A 14,041-nucleotide genomic window follows, 5' to 3' on the forward strand; every position below is an offset into this window, starting at 1 on the left:
AATTGAAATGAATTAACACTTAGAATTGCCGCTAAGGATACCGAAAATCCCTTGGCAATGCACAGTAGAAATCACCAGTGTGAACCGTAAATCACAGAAAACTACTGCAACAAAAGTGACAAACCCGCTAAACTGTCCAGCGAACTCGTGCGCAAACCCTCAAAGGACGCTTCCATATGAAACACACTCTAACCTTTTCTATCCTCCTCAGCACTTGTATTTTAGCGGCGCCCGCCAGTGCAGGCTGGTTAGATAACTTGGCAGGAACTCAAACCAAAACTGAAAAAGCGACCACTACAGCAGCGGCAACTCAGTCGAATGATTTAGTTGGCAGCGTCATGTCACAATTGGGTTTAAACCAAACTCAAGCCGAAGGTGGCTTAGGCAGTTTATTAGGCTTAGCGCAATCAAGCCTAGAAACAACCGACTACTCAAAACTGGCAGCCAGCATTCCTAATGCCGATAGCTTGCTAGCCGCTGCGCCTAAATTGGACTCAAAATCGGGTGTTTCTGGCTTATTATCCAAAGCGGGTGATTTAGGTTCATCACTGCAAGGCAGTGCTATGGTATTAGACTCCTTTGAAAAATTGGGTATTTCTAAAGATCTAGCAATGCCAATGATCAACATAGCTAAGTCTTACTTAGATACCAATGGCACTGAAGGCACCTCAGACTTACTGGTGAAAGGTCTGAACTCGCTACTGTAATTCAGTCTTACCTCACCCTAAGCAATACAAGGTTTAGGGTGAACTTTCACTTCCCAATCGACTCTACTTTATATTCCCTCCAGCATGAGAACCGCCAAATATGATTGCGAAATTAAGACGATTTTTTGAAGCTCATACTCAAGCAGTCTCCCCTGAAGACAAGGCACATCAACTTAAACTGGCCGCAGCGAGTATGTTACTTGAAGTCGTGTTTGCCGATGAGACCTTAACGGCAGAGGAAGAAGCCTTATTACCTAAGCTGCTAACCGATACCTTATCAATGTCAGAAGTAGACGCTAAGATACTGATTGATGAGGCTAAAAGCGTACAAGGCAGCGCGACCTCACTCTTTGAATTCACCTCAGCCATTAACGCTGAATTTAGCCTAGCGCAAAAGCAGCAATTGTTGCTCGCAATGTGGCAACTGGCCTACGCCGATGGCCAGCTATCCCAATATGAAGACCAGATCATTCGACGCACCGCCGATTTGTTGCACCTCAAACACAGCGAGTTGATCCAAATGCGTAATCTTGCCATAGCTGCAACCCAACAAACTGGCTAACCACATACACTATTCAGTCAAAGTGCAAATCAACAAAAGCCCATAAAAAAGCGTGAATGCGAAACACCCGTTCCCCATTCACGCGATGGTCTTCTTAAGACTAAATTGATATCGCTCTTTGGCTAAAAATATTTTTACTGCCGCACTACTCACCAAAAAACTAAACTAAACAAGCTCCTAAGCTAACGCTTTACCGATTTCATATCCCGAACCGTGTAATTCAGTCAACTTAGTCCTTAGCCCGCCCATCTCCATCTTCAATCCTTTCTTAGTCGCTAATTGAGATAACCAACTGGTTTTCTCCTCATCCTCAATCGTATCCCACTCATCTAGAACTTTGTAAGATAAGCATAATAACGCAGCAAGTTTTGAAAATGGGTTTGAATCCTTTGGGTGGTCTTGATACAAAATGCCTTGCACTAACGCTGGTGTAAACTTCCAATTTTTCGCTAGTAATGCGCCAATATCCGGGGAATCATATCCGAGTAACTCGCGCTCAAACTGATGCTTATCTTTGCCCTGCGCCACAGCTTCGGCAATTTTCGCCGCATCTTCAGGCGATACTGCCGCAATCAATAGATCGCCAATACGATGTAAGATACCGCAAGTAAAAGCCTCTTCTGGGACTGCACCACAACGCTTTGCCATTTCTTGACTATAAAGCGCAATCTCAAAGGTTTGCCCCCAAAACTGGGCTAAATCTATTCCTTCACACTTAGGGACTGCACCAATCACCGCCGATGCGAGCACTAAGGTTCGTAGGGTTTGCATCCCAAGACGCACAACAGCTTCATCGATAGTGCCAACCTCTCGACTGCGTCCATAGTGGGCACAATTAGCAAGGCGTAACACCCTAGCGCTGATTAAGGGGTCGTGTGAAACTTTAGTGGCAATGCTTTTTACTGTCGCATTGTCATCATTGACCGCATCTAACAATTCACTGATCGCCTTAGGTAACCTAGGTAACTCATCGACACGATTGAGCAACGCAGCTGAATCCATATTTATTCTCCTTCCGTATGAATGATCAAAATATAGAACACAAGTTATCGCCTCGCTCACCGAGATACATTAAATATCAGTAATGTGCAGTCCTTCGGCAACAAAGCTTGGCGGCCATCAGACTTAAGGTTTACCTCTTTATTTCATTCGATTTAATCGCACTCAATCATATCCAGTTTCGAAATCCACTAAGCCACACAAAAAAGCCCCAAACTCTTATGACAATAAAAAGTTCGGGGCTTTTTTAATTAACCCATCATGTTGATTTAGCCCCAGAGGGTGCGAATATTACTCAGGTAACGCCAAACTTTGTTTGCGACTAATATGGGTCTTTTGCCACCACAAAAATGGCGCGACCACTAAGATCAACACAAGCACATAGGACATACTTGCACCTAGGGCAAAACCTAATACTAAGCAAAACGCACAACCCAGCGCCACCAGCGGCCAATTGTGCCGTGGTAATAACTTAGCGGCAGCGAGCATAGCCATCAAATAGATCACCACAAATACGCCGTTGCTCCATGCAATAAGGTGCTCTAACTCTTGCCCGGTAAGGTAAGTCAGTACGATCACGCTTGCCATCACAGATAACAGCGCAGCAAGTGCTCGAATGGGCACTCCGTGGGCATTCTTAACGGCAAAGAAGCGCGGTAAAATGCCTTCACAACTAAAGCTCCACACTAAACGTGCCGCACTGGCCGCATACACGTTAACGGTTGCCAATCCACTTGCAATACCTAACACACCAATCACTTGTGCGCCGTAACCACCGAGCAGTTGGTCAAACACGCCGATCATGGCGACACTTTTATCTGTCGGCACTAATAGCAGTAAAAGTGTACAAGCCACATAAATCACGCCCACCAGCACTGTGCCCATCATCATAGCGGGGATCATATCCTGCTGCGGACGACGAAAATCATCGGCAAGATGGGTCATAGCTTCTATACCCAAGAAACTCCAAAAAGCGATGCCAGCGGCAATCATCACGGTCGGCATTTCAGGCATACCATGGCTAGCAAGTGTCGTGAGATGACCTTGCTGAAAACTACTCGCACCAAACAAGACCACAACAACGGCGACAATGCAAAGTGTCAGGCCAAATTGCAGCTTAGCCGACACTTGGATGCCTCTTAAATTAATCAGAAACAAGCCAAAAATCACGAGTATTTCAACACCAACCTTGGACCAACCCGATATCGGTATTAAGGCATTCACAAACTGGAAGGTCATCAAAATCGCGGCCGGTGCCCCCATGGGCACAACCAGTAAAAAGATCAGTCCAATTGTTCGACCAGCAGTGCGACCAAAGGCTTTTTCGACAAAGTAAGCGGGGCCTGCGGCATGGGGAAATACACTCGCTAAACGACCAAAGACCAGTGCCACTGGAATAATGGCCAAGGTTAACAAGATCCATGCGACTAAGGCGCCAGAATGCGCTTTTTCAATAGTCATCTGAGGCAAAATAAATACCCCTGTACCGAGCAAAGTGGTCGCCATTAAACCCGCACCTTGCCAACGACCTATAGTTCCGCTATTTGAATTCATCTGTTAATATTCTGTGGTTTTTGAGCTGTCAGTATAATGAGATTTCGCCCTACAATCTGCCGTTAATTTCAGTGTTCTCCACGTCCAATACCGGCAAAATCGCGGCAAATAACGTTATTTCCATCAAAATGACGGCCAGCTTAAATTTTGGTAAAATTTTAAGCAAAAATACTCAGCAAATTCTGTGGTTATTCAAACCAATGGCAAAATAACACACAGATTCAATATAGCCATTTTCACTGGAGTCACCCTTGGATAAATTCGATACGGCCATCATTCATAGTTTGCGTCAGGATGCGCGCCAGAGCGTGTCGAATATCGCCGAACAGGTCAATCTATCCCGTAGTGCGGTTGCCGAGCGCATAAAAAAGCTCGAACAAACTGGAGTGATCCGTGGCTATCAAGTGCTCTTGAGTGAGTCGCAAAAAGAAGGAGTATCGGCTTATTTCGAAATCCAGCATCAATGTCCACGTTGCGCCGACGTGGTACACGTATTCCAAGCGATCCCCGAAGTGATTACCTGCCGTGGTATTTCTGGTGATATGGATTTACTCGTGTACGTGCATGCGCCCTCGATGCGCCGCCTGCATGAGATCCGTGAGTATATCGACACTCACACTGACATCATCAAGATCAAAACCCATGTGGTAATGAGTGAATGGATTAATAACCTCGGCGAGTAAATCGTGCCTCCCTAAAACAAGAAACGCCACCCTTAGGAATAAGGTGGCGAGGCCCGTTTGGAGGCAGGGCAAAATATTGAAGTGTAAAATATGGCATCCTTGCCCAGCGACCTCCCTGTTACACAACCAACCGCGGCTAGACTTAACCCTTGAGAGCTCAGCCAGCGCCGCAAGGGCCTCATCTACAATGTTTTCCTTTGACATTGTTTCCGCGATCCGTCGATTCCATTGATTATTATGATTTTTTCGTCATTAATTAACGGTACGCATTAAGCGATCGTCATTTGTCCTGTATAGAGTATGAAGTTACGTAGCAGTAATACCCCGATCAAGCTCAAGCAAGCCGTCCCCGCCACGTAGGCCCATTTCCGTTTAGATGTCGCCGTCATAAACAGATTCATCGCCAATGGTCCAGACAAACCGAGTCCAATAATACCAAGCCAGAAAATCCATCCCCAGAAGCCATACCCTAAGGCATTAAAGGCGGCAATTTTACTCTGTCCACCTGTTAGCACTAAGCCCATAAAGAAGGTAAAAATCAGCACGATTTCGACTAAAATCAGTGGGATTTCAACCTTGTGGATAAAGTGCACCTCTTTGTCATTAGGTTTGCCATTCATCAACACGCCACCGAGTAAAGATGATGCCGCACCGGAAGACAAACCAGATGCCAAAAACAGCAGAGGTAACACAGGGTTTTTAAGCATGGGATAGCCTGGCAAGGCCGAGAGCAGGAAGCCTGTATACGCGCCCAATGCCAAGGATAGAATCACGAGCAATCCTGTAATTGTCGCTTCAAATCGAGCCAATAATGCGGTCAACTTAAGCACAATAGGAAAGCGTGTTTCACACCAAGCATCAACAGGTTTACGGAAGGTTAAACCAATCCACATAAACATGAATACTTGGTAAATCAGCAGAATAAGCACGCCCATCGACATGACAGATTTAGGGTTGTAGAACACCAAAATCTTCCAAAAATCGAGAGGTTTAGTTAAGTCTGCGACCAATATCCCTAACCCGGCCATCACAGCTACAGGCGCGACAATACAAGCGGCTCGCACAAAACCAGACTGATAGGCGTTTTGCTTCAAAACAAAATGTTTCAACAGTACGGCGAAGAACATGGCTCCCGCAGATACACCTGCTAAAAACAGGTAAATTGCAATCGGCCAATGCCACACTAAGGTATCAAAATGTAGGGCACTCATAGTATCACCTCCCCTGATTTTGCAACGATACGGAACAATTTAGGTCTCGTTCCAAGATCAACCTTAGTGCGCTGGGTTGGATTAGACCGCAGAACTTGAACAACCTCAGAAGTCGGATCTTTTAAATTACCGAACACGAGTGCCTTTGTTGGACAAGCAGCAACACAGGCAGGTTGTTTACCTTGAGCTAGGTTAGTTTCTCGGCAGAAATCACACTTATCCGCCGCATGGGTGACAGGATTAATAAAACGGACTTGATAAGGACAAGCTGCAATACAGTATTGGCAACCTACGCATTTCCATGCATCGACAGAAACGATACCCGTTTCTTTATCAATAAATGCAGCTCCAGTTGGACATACATTTACACAGGGCGCGTCTTCACAATGCTGACAAGACTTGCGACTAAAGTGATAAAACTGATTAGGGTATTCGCCAAAGGGACCCGCTTGCTTAATTTGAAGCCTAGACACACCTTCGGGTACATTATTCACTTCACGACAAGCCACCTCACACGCTTGGCAACCTATACACTTAGTTTCATCATGAATAAGTGCATATTTGACATCAGGTTCTGCTTTAACACTATCCGATGCATTCACTGTGGCGAGTAATGATGCACCTGTAGCGCCGGCAAATAAGGCACAGGTGCCTTTTAGAAATCTTCTTTTTGAATTTTCCATAACCTTACTCCTGCTTGCCAGTGTGGCAACTGCTACATAGCTCACTGCGAACCTTCGGCGTCATATCCGCCATTGGATCCGTTGGGCTATGTAATTTATGGCAGGCGGCACAAGGCACTTTTTGAGCATGTACGTTATGCGTCCAATCTGCTCCACTGAGTTTTTTCTTGGTATGACACTTCTGACACACTCTCAGCTGAACCGTCAGATCCGACGATTCTTCCATACCAAAGACCACCATATCATTCGGTTTTTTAGGGTGATCGCCCTTTTCTCCATGACAGGAAGAACAGCTCATTTTCATCGCATCTTGACCATGATGCCCTAACATTTGACCATTACGCTTGTGACACTTCATACAAGCATCACTGTTAATTTGATTGGCTGGCTCAGCACTCATTGCAGAAAAGCTTAAAAGCAACGCAGCAGCACCTAAGCGTAACGACCACAGCCATTGTCTTTTGGACATAGGAAGTCCTCACATTTATCCGTAGGAAGGTAAAGAAGGGGTCGAGTTCGGATAATTCCGAACCCGACGGTCAAGATCACACAGCCAAGGCTTGCTTAAGACTCTGAGTATCCCACTGTTTATGCTGGTTCATTTCAATGAAACTGATATTGAACTTGCTAAACAGTTTTTTCAGTGGTGAGTTAGTTTCTTTGCCAAAATCACTGATAACCATTTTCACTTCAGATGAATCATGGTCGATCAATACATAATCGAGTCGGCATTCATGATTTAATTCCGTATCATGTTTGTCCATCTCAAATACAGTGTCTAATGGCACGTTACAACAAACATCGTATTTACCTTCAACAACTGTTTTTAATGATTTAAAAAAATTGAAGCTTTGTTTATCAAACAATACTGGTTTAAGTTTCATCTCATGATGTGCGGCTTCATCAGGACCTGCTTTAAAAAACTTAATGCAAGTCATGACAAACATCACAAACACGAATGGTACTGCTACGAATAGTACGAAGTACATAAACGCATAGCTGAGAATGACTGAAGTATTCATACACGCCTCCAAAAACTAATTTATTTTTTGTTATCTCCTTTAAAGCAACTTTAGTATTATTTGAAAACACTTATATTTTCTTGACACATGTCACACTTGCAAATAACAACTTAAATATAAACAATGATTTACATGGCGTGTCACATTGCAAAATTATGTAAATCTTAAATACAAATATTGATACTTGATAATTCAGTATTTGCATTTTAAATATGCAAATATCAGTTTTTGAAATTTTAAATTTTATGAAAAACCATTTTAAATATTAAAAATAAAACAAAAAACCTTTGATACACATAGATAAAATCTAGATCCAAAACTTGGGATTAGTTTCACATTAAAATTATTAATTAGCACCATAATTAGGCATTGATTTAAGTATTTGCTCAATATTAAGGAATATAAAAAATGCACATTAGTAACATGGATGGCCTCGATATTCTGAGTTTAAAAATACTTGTTTCATTATATGAGAACAAGTCAGCAACTTATGTATCGAAAGCGCTAGACATTCCAGCCCCTAAAATCAGCCGTAGCCTTAAAAATCTACGGGAAATTTTTGGTGATGAGTTATTTATTCGGCGTAAATATGGCTTATTCCCAAATGAGTTTGCTACTCATTTATATCCAATTGCAAAAGAAGCAATTGAGTGTACTGATAAGTTTCAAAAAGCCAGAATAGCAAACACTCGCCAAGTTAAGACGCATGTCGAAATAGCAGCGCCAGGATTAATTGCCTACACCTTCCCTAAGGCCTTGATGCAGGCTATTAAAGAAGAGCAAAAACCCATGCACATTAATATAAACCCTTGGTCTATGCATACGACTCAAGACATTATTAATGGTGATACAACCCTAGGTATTTGTTGCAATAAAAGTGCTGCCGATGTTGCCGCCTTCGGCGATAAACTGCTAACGACAGAATTGCAACGTATGGACAAACTCTACCTGATTGCTAGCAGGCATCATCCTATTTTTAAACGGGAAATCACCCTAGAAACGATTGCGGAATACCCCTATGTCAATACTGATCTTGGTAATCCCAGCACCAAATTGAGTCCATACCAAGAGTTTTGCATAACAAATGGCATTAAACTCAATACTGAAATTACCATTACCAGTATTTCAAGTTTGTTTGAATATCTAGGCGAAAGTAATGCAGTCTCCCTATTGCCTTATCGGATAGTTTACGAAATGGTGAGCGATATTCCTGAACTGCATACGTGTCAACTATCGCAGTATGAAGCAGAACGTTTATATGCAGATACAGAAACCCCAACGATTTTCTTAGTGCAAAAAAATCAGCCTAATGCAATCAATGAGGACTTAAAATGGTTAAGCGGAGAGATTAAAAAAATCGTCGATCGTATTATCTAGCCAAGCAAATAGCTCAACATACCCAAACAACAAACCACCGATACACGAGGTGACAGGCATCCTCTGCCTTAGCTTAGGCTCCACCTCAGCCCCCATGCGATCCACTCGAGAATTGTTAAACCAAGCATACATCTTGGAGCATAAACACGTTACACTAAGCCCATCTTTATCCTAATAGATTCAGCTATGCGGACCGAAAATACAGCCACTCTTAATCTTATTTGGGGCGCCCTTATTCTTGAGGAGTTAGCACGTCTTGGGGTGCAACATGTGTGTATGGCGCCGGGCTCGCGCTCAACACCGCTAACCCTCGCCGCCGCCCAGCAAACTAAACTCCAGCGTCACTTACATTTCGACGAGCGTGGGCTCGGCTTTATGGCTTTAGGTCTAGCAAAAGCTAGCCGCGCACCGGTCGCCATAATTACGACCTCAGGCACCGCCGTCGCCAACTTGTACCCTGCCATTGTGGAGGCGTGGTTGACCCATGTACCTTTAATCGTTTTAAGTGGCGATCGTCCGCCAGAATTACTCGGCTGCGGTGCCAATCAAGCCATAGTCCAACCGGGAATTTTTGCGAATTACGCCACCCAAGTGAATTTGCCAACACCAGATACACATATCGCACCGCAGGCGTTGCTTACCACAGTGGATGAAGCGGTGGCGAATCAAACTCGCCCAGTGCACATCAACTGCATGTACCGTGAGCCCTTGTATCCGAGTGAACTCAGTGGCGCGATTCTCGATGCCGAATCACCTTATCTCAAACCATTGCAAACTTGGCTGCAGCTCGCACGTCCGTATACCCAATACGGTAAGAGCAAACAGGTGAGCAGCCCAAGTGACGATGCCATTATGCGGTTCGTCCACGGTAAAGGGGTGATCGTTGTCGGCACTCTCACGCCTGAGCAAGATCCACAGCAACTAATTGCTTTATCACAAAAAATCGGCTGGCCATTACTTACCGATGCCCAGTCGCAACTACGTCAGCATCCCGCGGCAATAGGTAATATTGATCAACTGTTGCAACATCCAAGGGCGCGCAATCTATTACAGGAAGCGGATCGTGTACTCGTATTCGGCGGCCGTTTATTATCAAAGCGCTTGATAGGTTATCTCGCCGAGCAAAATTGGCACAGCTACTGGCAGGTTTTACCAGAACAAGACAGGCTTGACCCTAGCCACAATGCTAAACACATTTGGCACGCGAATGCACAGCAGTTTGCGGCCTTAAATTGGTATCGCTCATCCTCGGCAAACTGGGCGAATACCCTAATCACCTATAACGATGAATTGTATAACTTATTTGTGCGCAATATCGACCAAGGGGAATTTGGTGAAGCACAAGTTGTGCGCGCCATCGCCAATACTCGTCCGCTAGAACAGCAGCTTTTTATCGGCAACAGCCTGCCTGTACGCTTGTACGACATGTATGCCCCTGTCAGTTGTTGTACGGCAACCACTTATACTAATCGTGGCGCATCGGGTATTGACGGACTACTCGCCACCGCCTGCGGTATTGCGGCCCATGAAGGCAAACCCACGAGTTTAATCATCGGTGATTTATCACAACTGCACGATCTTAACTCGCTGGCCATCGCTAAAGGCTTAACCAGCCCGCTAGTGATCGTGATCCTCAATAACGATGGCGGTAACATCTTCAACTTATTGCCTGTTCCCAATGAACAAGTCCGCAGTGATTATTATCGACTCAGCCACGGTTTAGAATTTGGCTACGCCGCAGCTATGTTTAATTTGCCCTATAATCAAGTGGATAATTTAGCCGATTTTCAAGATAGCTATAATGAAGCGCTGGATTTTCAGGGGGCTTCGATCATTGAAGTCAATGTAAGTCAAACACAAGCCAGCGACCAAATCGCCGAGCTCAACTTGTGGGTGAAACAAAGCTAATGCCAACCATGGCCCGTTACGGCAATTCTTCACTACCGACCTTAGTGCTACTGCATGGATTTTTAGGCACTAAGGCCGACTGGTTGCCGTTAATGCCAGCGCTAAGCCAGCACTTTCACTGTATTTGCTTAGATCTGCCTGGCCACGGGGATAACCAAAAGGAGTTGAAGCCAACCGAATTAGATGGATTTAACCAATGTGTTGAAGATATGTTGGCACACCTGAATGGCCTTCATATTGGTCAATTCCATCTCTATGGTTATTCTCTCGGTGGCCGTATTGCTCTGCACCTTGCCAAAGCCTATCCAGAAAGACTTCTGAGCCTAAACCTCGAATCCTGCCATCCTGGACTTACAGACCCGCAAGAAAAACTTGCCAGAATCAAAAATGATACTCAATGGGCCGAGCGTTTACTGCATCTGAATAGCAAAGACTTTTTAAGCTTGTGGTATCAGCAGCCCGTATTTGCCGATATGACGGCTACCAAACGAAAAACCTTAATCGAGCATCGTTCTGCAGCATTAGATCTGCATCCTAAACAGCGGCTTAAAGAGGTATTCATAACCACCTCACTCGCACACCAAGCATCGATGTGGGATGTACCTTTGCAGCTTACCTGTGAGTGCCATTTCTTTGCGGGCAACCAAGATGCTAAGTTCCACGCCCTCGCCCAAGAATGGCAATTACACGCGCCCATCCTCGTCCATAGTATTCACGGCGCCGGCCACAACATACACCAAGCCGCTCCCGAGGCATTAACCTCAAAAATAGTGAAGTTGCTAGGGTAATGACAGAATTAAAATGTAGGAAATATATGATATTAACTTCGCTTAACCTGTATCAATATCGACTACCGCTCGACGTATTATTGCCCGTCGGTAAGCAACGTATCGATCACAGAGCGGGATTTGTACTACAAGCCAGTGTAAGTGCCAGCGCTAATGTTGGTGGCGAGCATAGACAAGTCGAAGTTGAAATTGCCCCACTCTCTGGCATAGATGTCGATGAACAAGCCTTGATGGGGTTCAGCCATGAAACACTCACTCAAGTGCAAACGGCTTTGACTGGATTATTACCCCAACTCTGCGGTCAGCATATTGATACATTACTGGAATGCGCCGAGCAAAGTCCTTACCCTTCTTTGGCCTTTGGTTTAAGTCTGTTACATGCCAAGTTAATGGGCAAACTCGATGCCATCCGTCCACAAACGGCCACAGTCCCTTTGATTTATCATCCAACGGATGCCAGCAAAGACTTGCTCGATAGCAAAATTGCCGCCCTTAGCAGTAATGTTCGTTCGGTTAAAGTCAAAGTCGCGCAAACTTCAATCGAAGATGAACTAAGCCTGATTTATGGCATTTTACGTACCCGCCCCGATCTCAAATTGCGTTTGGACGCGAACCGAGGGTTTACACTTGAGCAAGCAATCGAATTTGCCGCTTGCTTACCCCTAGATACCATAGAGTACATTGAGGAACCTTGCCTGAATCCTCATGATAATCATGAATTTTATCAAGCAATTGGTATACCCTATGCCCTCGATGAATCGCTCAACGATCCAGAATACCAGTTTGTAATGCAAAATGGCCTGACTGCGCTTGTCATCAAGCCTATGCTGCTCGGCAGTATCGAAAAGCTAGCTAATTTAATCGATACGGCGCAAAGCTATGGCGTACGTTGCATTATCAGTTCGAGTCTAGAGAGCAGTTTAGGCATTAATGATCTGGCCCATTTAGCCGCGATTCTCACTCCGGATGAAATCCCTGGGCTCGATACCCTCAGCGCCTTTAGCCAAGATTTAGTCGTGTCATCGGGTAAAAAATACTGCCTCACACTCGCGCAACTTGAGCCAATTGCACTGCACGCCATTGATTCAATGCAACAAAATGATGATACAGCTACAAGTGAGGGAAACGAGTTTGTCTAATGCCAGCCTATCAAAACCGCTTGCGCTGTCACCCGTGCACCAAGCTGCGCTTGCGTTTCCACAGCAGACAGCCATCAAGTTGGCGGGGGAAGACATTAGTTACTCAGAGCTTAGCCAGCGCGTTATCGCACTGGCTCAGCAGCTAAGCGCTGCGGGGATCTCAAACGGTGAGCCGCTCGCCTGTATTGCTAGCAATAATCTCGAGATCATTTGTCTCTATTGGGCCAGCATCGATATAGGAGTAATCTTTTTTCCTATCTCGCCACGTTTTCCCCTCGCGCAGATCCAAGACTTAATTGATCAACATCAGATCCGCTATGTTTGGAGTGCTGAGGTTTGTGAACTACAGAATTGTCATCACTTGCGCTTAAATTTCAATCGCGTTAGCAGTGACTTAGCTCTGCCTGTCGACTTTACTCGTCCAGCTAATGTGATTTTAACTTCAGGCTCTAGTGGCTTTCCCAAAGCGGCGGTGCATTGCTTAGCGAATCATATTGCCAATGCCGAAGGTGCACGCAGCTTAATCCCACTCAAACAAGGTGATGCCTGGCTACTCTCCTTGCCCTTATTCCATATTGGCGGTCTTGCGATATTAAACCGCTGTGCCTTAGTCGGTGCCAGTATTGTCATACCAGATCAAGCGCTAAGACTTAGTCAGCAGATTGACCAAGATCAGTTGACTCACATATCTCTCGTTCCCACACAGCTGAGCAAGTTACTTGCCGATACGAGCAGCAAGCTTAAAAGTATCAAAGCCTTACTACTTGGTGGCGGTGCAGTCTCAATCGACTTACTCCAACAACTTAAGCAACGCAATATCGCCAGCTACACCAGTTACGGCATGACGGAAATGGGCTCGCAGATCACCACAGGTCACGCTTTAAGCGACGGCAGCAGTGGCAAACTACTCCCCAAACGTGAGCTAAAAATCGAAGACGGTGTAATTTTGGTGCGCGGTGAATGCCTGTTTATGGGCTATCTCACCGCGGATGGAATACAAAAGTGCGTTGAACAAGACGGCTGGTTTTACACCAAAGACAAGGGCGAATGGGACGAAAATGGTAATCTGCGCATTCTTGGTCGCGTCGATAATATGTTTATCTGCGGCGGCGAAAACATCCAGCCAGAAGAAATCGAAGCCGCGCTTAAACAACATCCACAAATAGACGATGCAATCGTTTTCGCCATACCAGATATACAATTTGGCAATCTCCCTGCCGCCATCATTCGCGGCAGTTTAACCCACCACCCAGGGTCGATTGCAAATACGCTCGAACTATTCCTTGCCAACAAAATCGCCCGCTTCAAACGTCCAAGACAATATTATTCATGGCCAGAAAATAATGAACAAATAGGACTGAAAGTGAACCGAAAATCCTTGATCAGTGAGCTAACAAAAACAAGTTAA

Annotated in this window: 14 protein-coding genes; 8 read left to right on the top strand and 6 right to left on the bottom strand. The window is 45.0% G+C overall.

All coding sequences use genetic code 11. The features are described from left to right. Positions 1-176 precede the first annotated feature (176 nt). Positions 177-707, top strand: coding sequence for a DUF2780 domain-containing protein (locus L5M40_RS11520; RefSeq protein WP_263175654.1), 531 nt, complete (start codon positions 177-179; stop codon positions 705-707). Positions 708-807: 100 nt separating this feature from the next. Next, on the top strand, positions 808-1,269 hold the full coding sequence (locus L5M40_RS11525; protein ID WP_105250590.1) for a TerB family tellurite resistance protein: 462 nt from the start codon (positions 808-810) through the stop codon (positions 1,267-1,269). A 177-nt stretch (positions 1,270-1,446) separates the two neighbouring features. Here L5M40_RS11525 and L5M40_RS11530 read toward each other — a convergent pair whose 3' ends face one another. Together L5M40_RS11530 and yjeH are read right to left on the bottom strand one after the other, a co-directional pair. Next, positions 1,447-2,271 carry an HDOD domain-containing protein gene (locus tag L5M40_RS11530; RefSeq protein ID WP_131525752.1) on the bottom strand — a complete coding sequence of 275 codons (825 nt, stop codon included), beginning with the start codon at positions 2,269-2,271 and terminating at the stop codon, positions 1,447-1,449. 288 nt (positions 2,272-2,559) lie between these two features. Continuing rightward, on the bottom strand, positions 2,560-3,822 hold the full coding sequence (gene yjeH / locus L5M40_RS11535) for an L-methionine/branched-chain amino acid transporter (RefSeq protein WP_113940284.1): 1,263 nt from the start codon (positions 3,820-3,822) through the stop codon (positions 2,560-2,562). 251 nt (positions 3,823-4,073) lie between these two features. Between yjeH and L5M40_RS11540 the strand changes: the two genes are divergently transcribed. Continuing rightward, positions 4,074-4,505, top strand: coding sequence for an Lrp/AsnC family transcriptional regulator (locus tag L5M40_RS11540; RefSeq protein ID WP_006079646.1), 432 nt, complete (start codon positions 4,074-4,076; stop codon positions 4,503-4,505). A 269-nt stretch (positions 4,506-4,774) separates the two neighbouring features. Here the strand turns inward: L5M40_RS11540 and nrfD are convergent, their stop codons facing one another. From nrfD to L5M40_RS11560, 4 genes are all read right to left on the bottom strand, one after another. After that, positions 4,775-5,716: a cytochrome c nitrite reductase subunit NrfD gene (gene nrfD, locus L5M40_RS11545; protein WP_105250593.1), complete on the bottom strand. Its 942-nt coding sequence runs from the start codon at positions 5,714-5,716 to the stop codon at positions 4,775-4,777. After that, positions 5,713-6,399: a 4Fe-4S dicluster domain-containing protein gene (locus L5M40_RS11550; protein ID WP_105250594.1), complete on the bottom strand. Its 687-nt coding sequence runs from the start codon at positions 6,397-6,399 to the stop codon at positions 5,713-5,715. Before L5M40_RS11550 ends, nrfD begins: the two co-directional genes overlap by 4 nt. Positions 6,400-6,403: 4 nt before the next feature. Further along, complete coding sequence (locus tag L5M40_RS11555; protein ID WP_105250595.1) at positions 6,404-6,868, bottom strand: cytochrome c3 family protein; 465 nt, start codon at positions 6,866-6,868, stop codon at positions 6,404-6,406. Between the two features lie 76 nt (positions 6,869-6,944). After that, on the bottom strand, positions 6,945-7,421 hold the full coding sequence (locus L5M40_RS11560) for a DUF2726 domain-containing protein (protein WP_105250596.1): 477 nt from the start codon (positions 7,419-7,421) through the stop codon (positions 6,945-6,947). Positions 7,422-7,829: 408 nt separating this feature from the next. On the opposite strand from L5M40_RS11560, the gene L5M40_RS11565 reads away from it, so the two are divergent. The 5 genes from L5M40_RS11565 (at position 7,830) to menE (ending at position 14,041) form a co-directional block, all read left to right on the top strand. Continuing rightward, complete coding sequence (locus tag L5M40_RS11565) at positions 7,830-8,798, top strand: LysR family transcriptional regulator (RefSeq protein ID WP_105250597.1); 969 nt, start codon at positions 7,830-7,832, stop codon at positions 8,796-8,798. 186 nt (positions 8,799-8,984) lie between these two features. Further along, positions 8,985-10,706: a 2-succinyl-5-enolpyruvyl-6-hydroxy-3-cyclohexene-1-carboxylic-acid synthase gene (gene menD / locus L5M40_RS11570; protein ID WP_263175657.1), complete on the top strand. Its 1,722-nt coding sequence runs from the start codon at positions 8,985-8,987 to the stop codon at positions 10,704-10,706. After that, the gene (gene menH / locus L5M40_RS11575; protein WP_263175659.1) at positions 10,706-11,494 is read left to right on the top strand and encodes a 2-succinyl-6-hydroxy-2,4-cyclohexadiene-1-carboxylate synthase; all 789 of its coding nucleotides are present in this window, start codon (positions 10,706-10,708) and stop codon (positions 11,492-11,494) included. Before menD ends, menH begins: the two co-directional genes overlap by 1 nt. Before the next feature lie 26 nt (positions 11,495-11,520). Further along, positions 11,521-12,633 carry an o-succinylbenzoate synthase gene (gene menC, locus L5M40_RS11580; protein ID WP_263175661.1) on the top strand — a complete coding sequence of 371 codons (1,113 nt, stop codon included), beginning with the start codon at positions 11,521-11,523 and terminating at the stop codon, positions 12,631-12,633. Then, a complete protein-coding gene (gene menE, locus L5M40_RS11585; RefSeq protein WP_411569003.1) occupies positions 12,596-14,041 on the top strand; it encodes an o-succinylbenzoate--CoA ligase in 1,446 nt (481 codons plus the stop codon). The genes menC and menE overlap by 38 nt, the downstream gene beginning before the upstream one ends.

This window comes from Shewanella sp. SM68, from assembly GCF_025653925.1.
In the GTDB taxonomy this organism is placed as follows: domain Bacteria; phylum Pseudomonadota; class Gammaproteobacteria; order Enterobacterales; family Shewanellaceae; genus Shewanella; species Shewanella oncorhynchi.

Coding starts and splice junctions, on each gene's coding strand:
- L5M40_RS11520 (WP_263175654.1), top strand. CDS start 177: ATGAAACACACTCTAACCTTTTCTATCCTCCTCAGCACTTGTATTTTA.
- L5M40_RS11525 (WP_105250590.1), top strand. CDS start 808: ATGATTGCGAAATTAAGACGATTTTTTGAAGCTCATACTCAAGCAGTC.
- L5M40_RS11530 (WP_131525752.1), bottom strand. CDS start 2,271: ATGGATTCAGCTGCGTTGCTCAATCGTGTCGATGAGTTACCTAGGTTA.
- yjeH (WP_113940284.1), bottom strand. CDS start 3,822: ATGAATTCAAATAGCGGAACTATAGGTCGTTGGCAAGGTGCGGGTTTA.
- nrfD (WP_105250593.1), bottom strand. CDS start 5,716: ATGAGTGCCCTACATTTTGATACCTTAGTGTGGCATTGGCCGATTGCA.
- L5M40_RS11550 (WP_105250594.1), bottom strand. CDS start 6,399: ATGGAAAATTCAAAAAGAAGATTTCTAAAAGGCACCTGTGCCTTATTT.
- L5M40_RS11555 (WP_105250595.1), bottom strand. CDS start 6,868: ATGTCCAAAAGACAATGGCTGTGGTCGTTACGCTTAGGTGCTGCTGCG.
- L5M40_RS11560 (WP_105250596.1), bottom strand. CDS start 7,421: ATGAATACTTCAGTCATTCTCAGCTATGCGTTTATGTACTTCGTACTA.
- L5M40_RS11565 (WP_105250597.1), top strand. CDS start 7,830: ATGCACATTAGTAACATGGATGGCCTCGATATTCTGAGTTTAAAAATA.
- menD (WP_263175657.1), top strand. CDS start 8,985: ATGCGGACCGAAAATACAGCCACTCTTAATCTTATTTGGGGCGCCCTT.
- menH (WP_263175659.1), top strand. CDS start 10,706: ATGCCAACCATGGCCCGTTACGGCAATTCTTCACTACCGACCTTAGTG.
- menC (WP_263175661.1), top strand. CDS start 11,521: ATGATATTAACTTCGCTTAACCTGTATCAATATCGACTACCGCTCGAC.
- menE (WP_411569003.1), top strand. CDS start 12,596: ATGATACAGCTACAAGTGAGGGAAACGAGTTTGTCTAATGCCAGCCTA.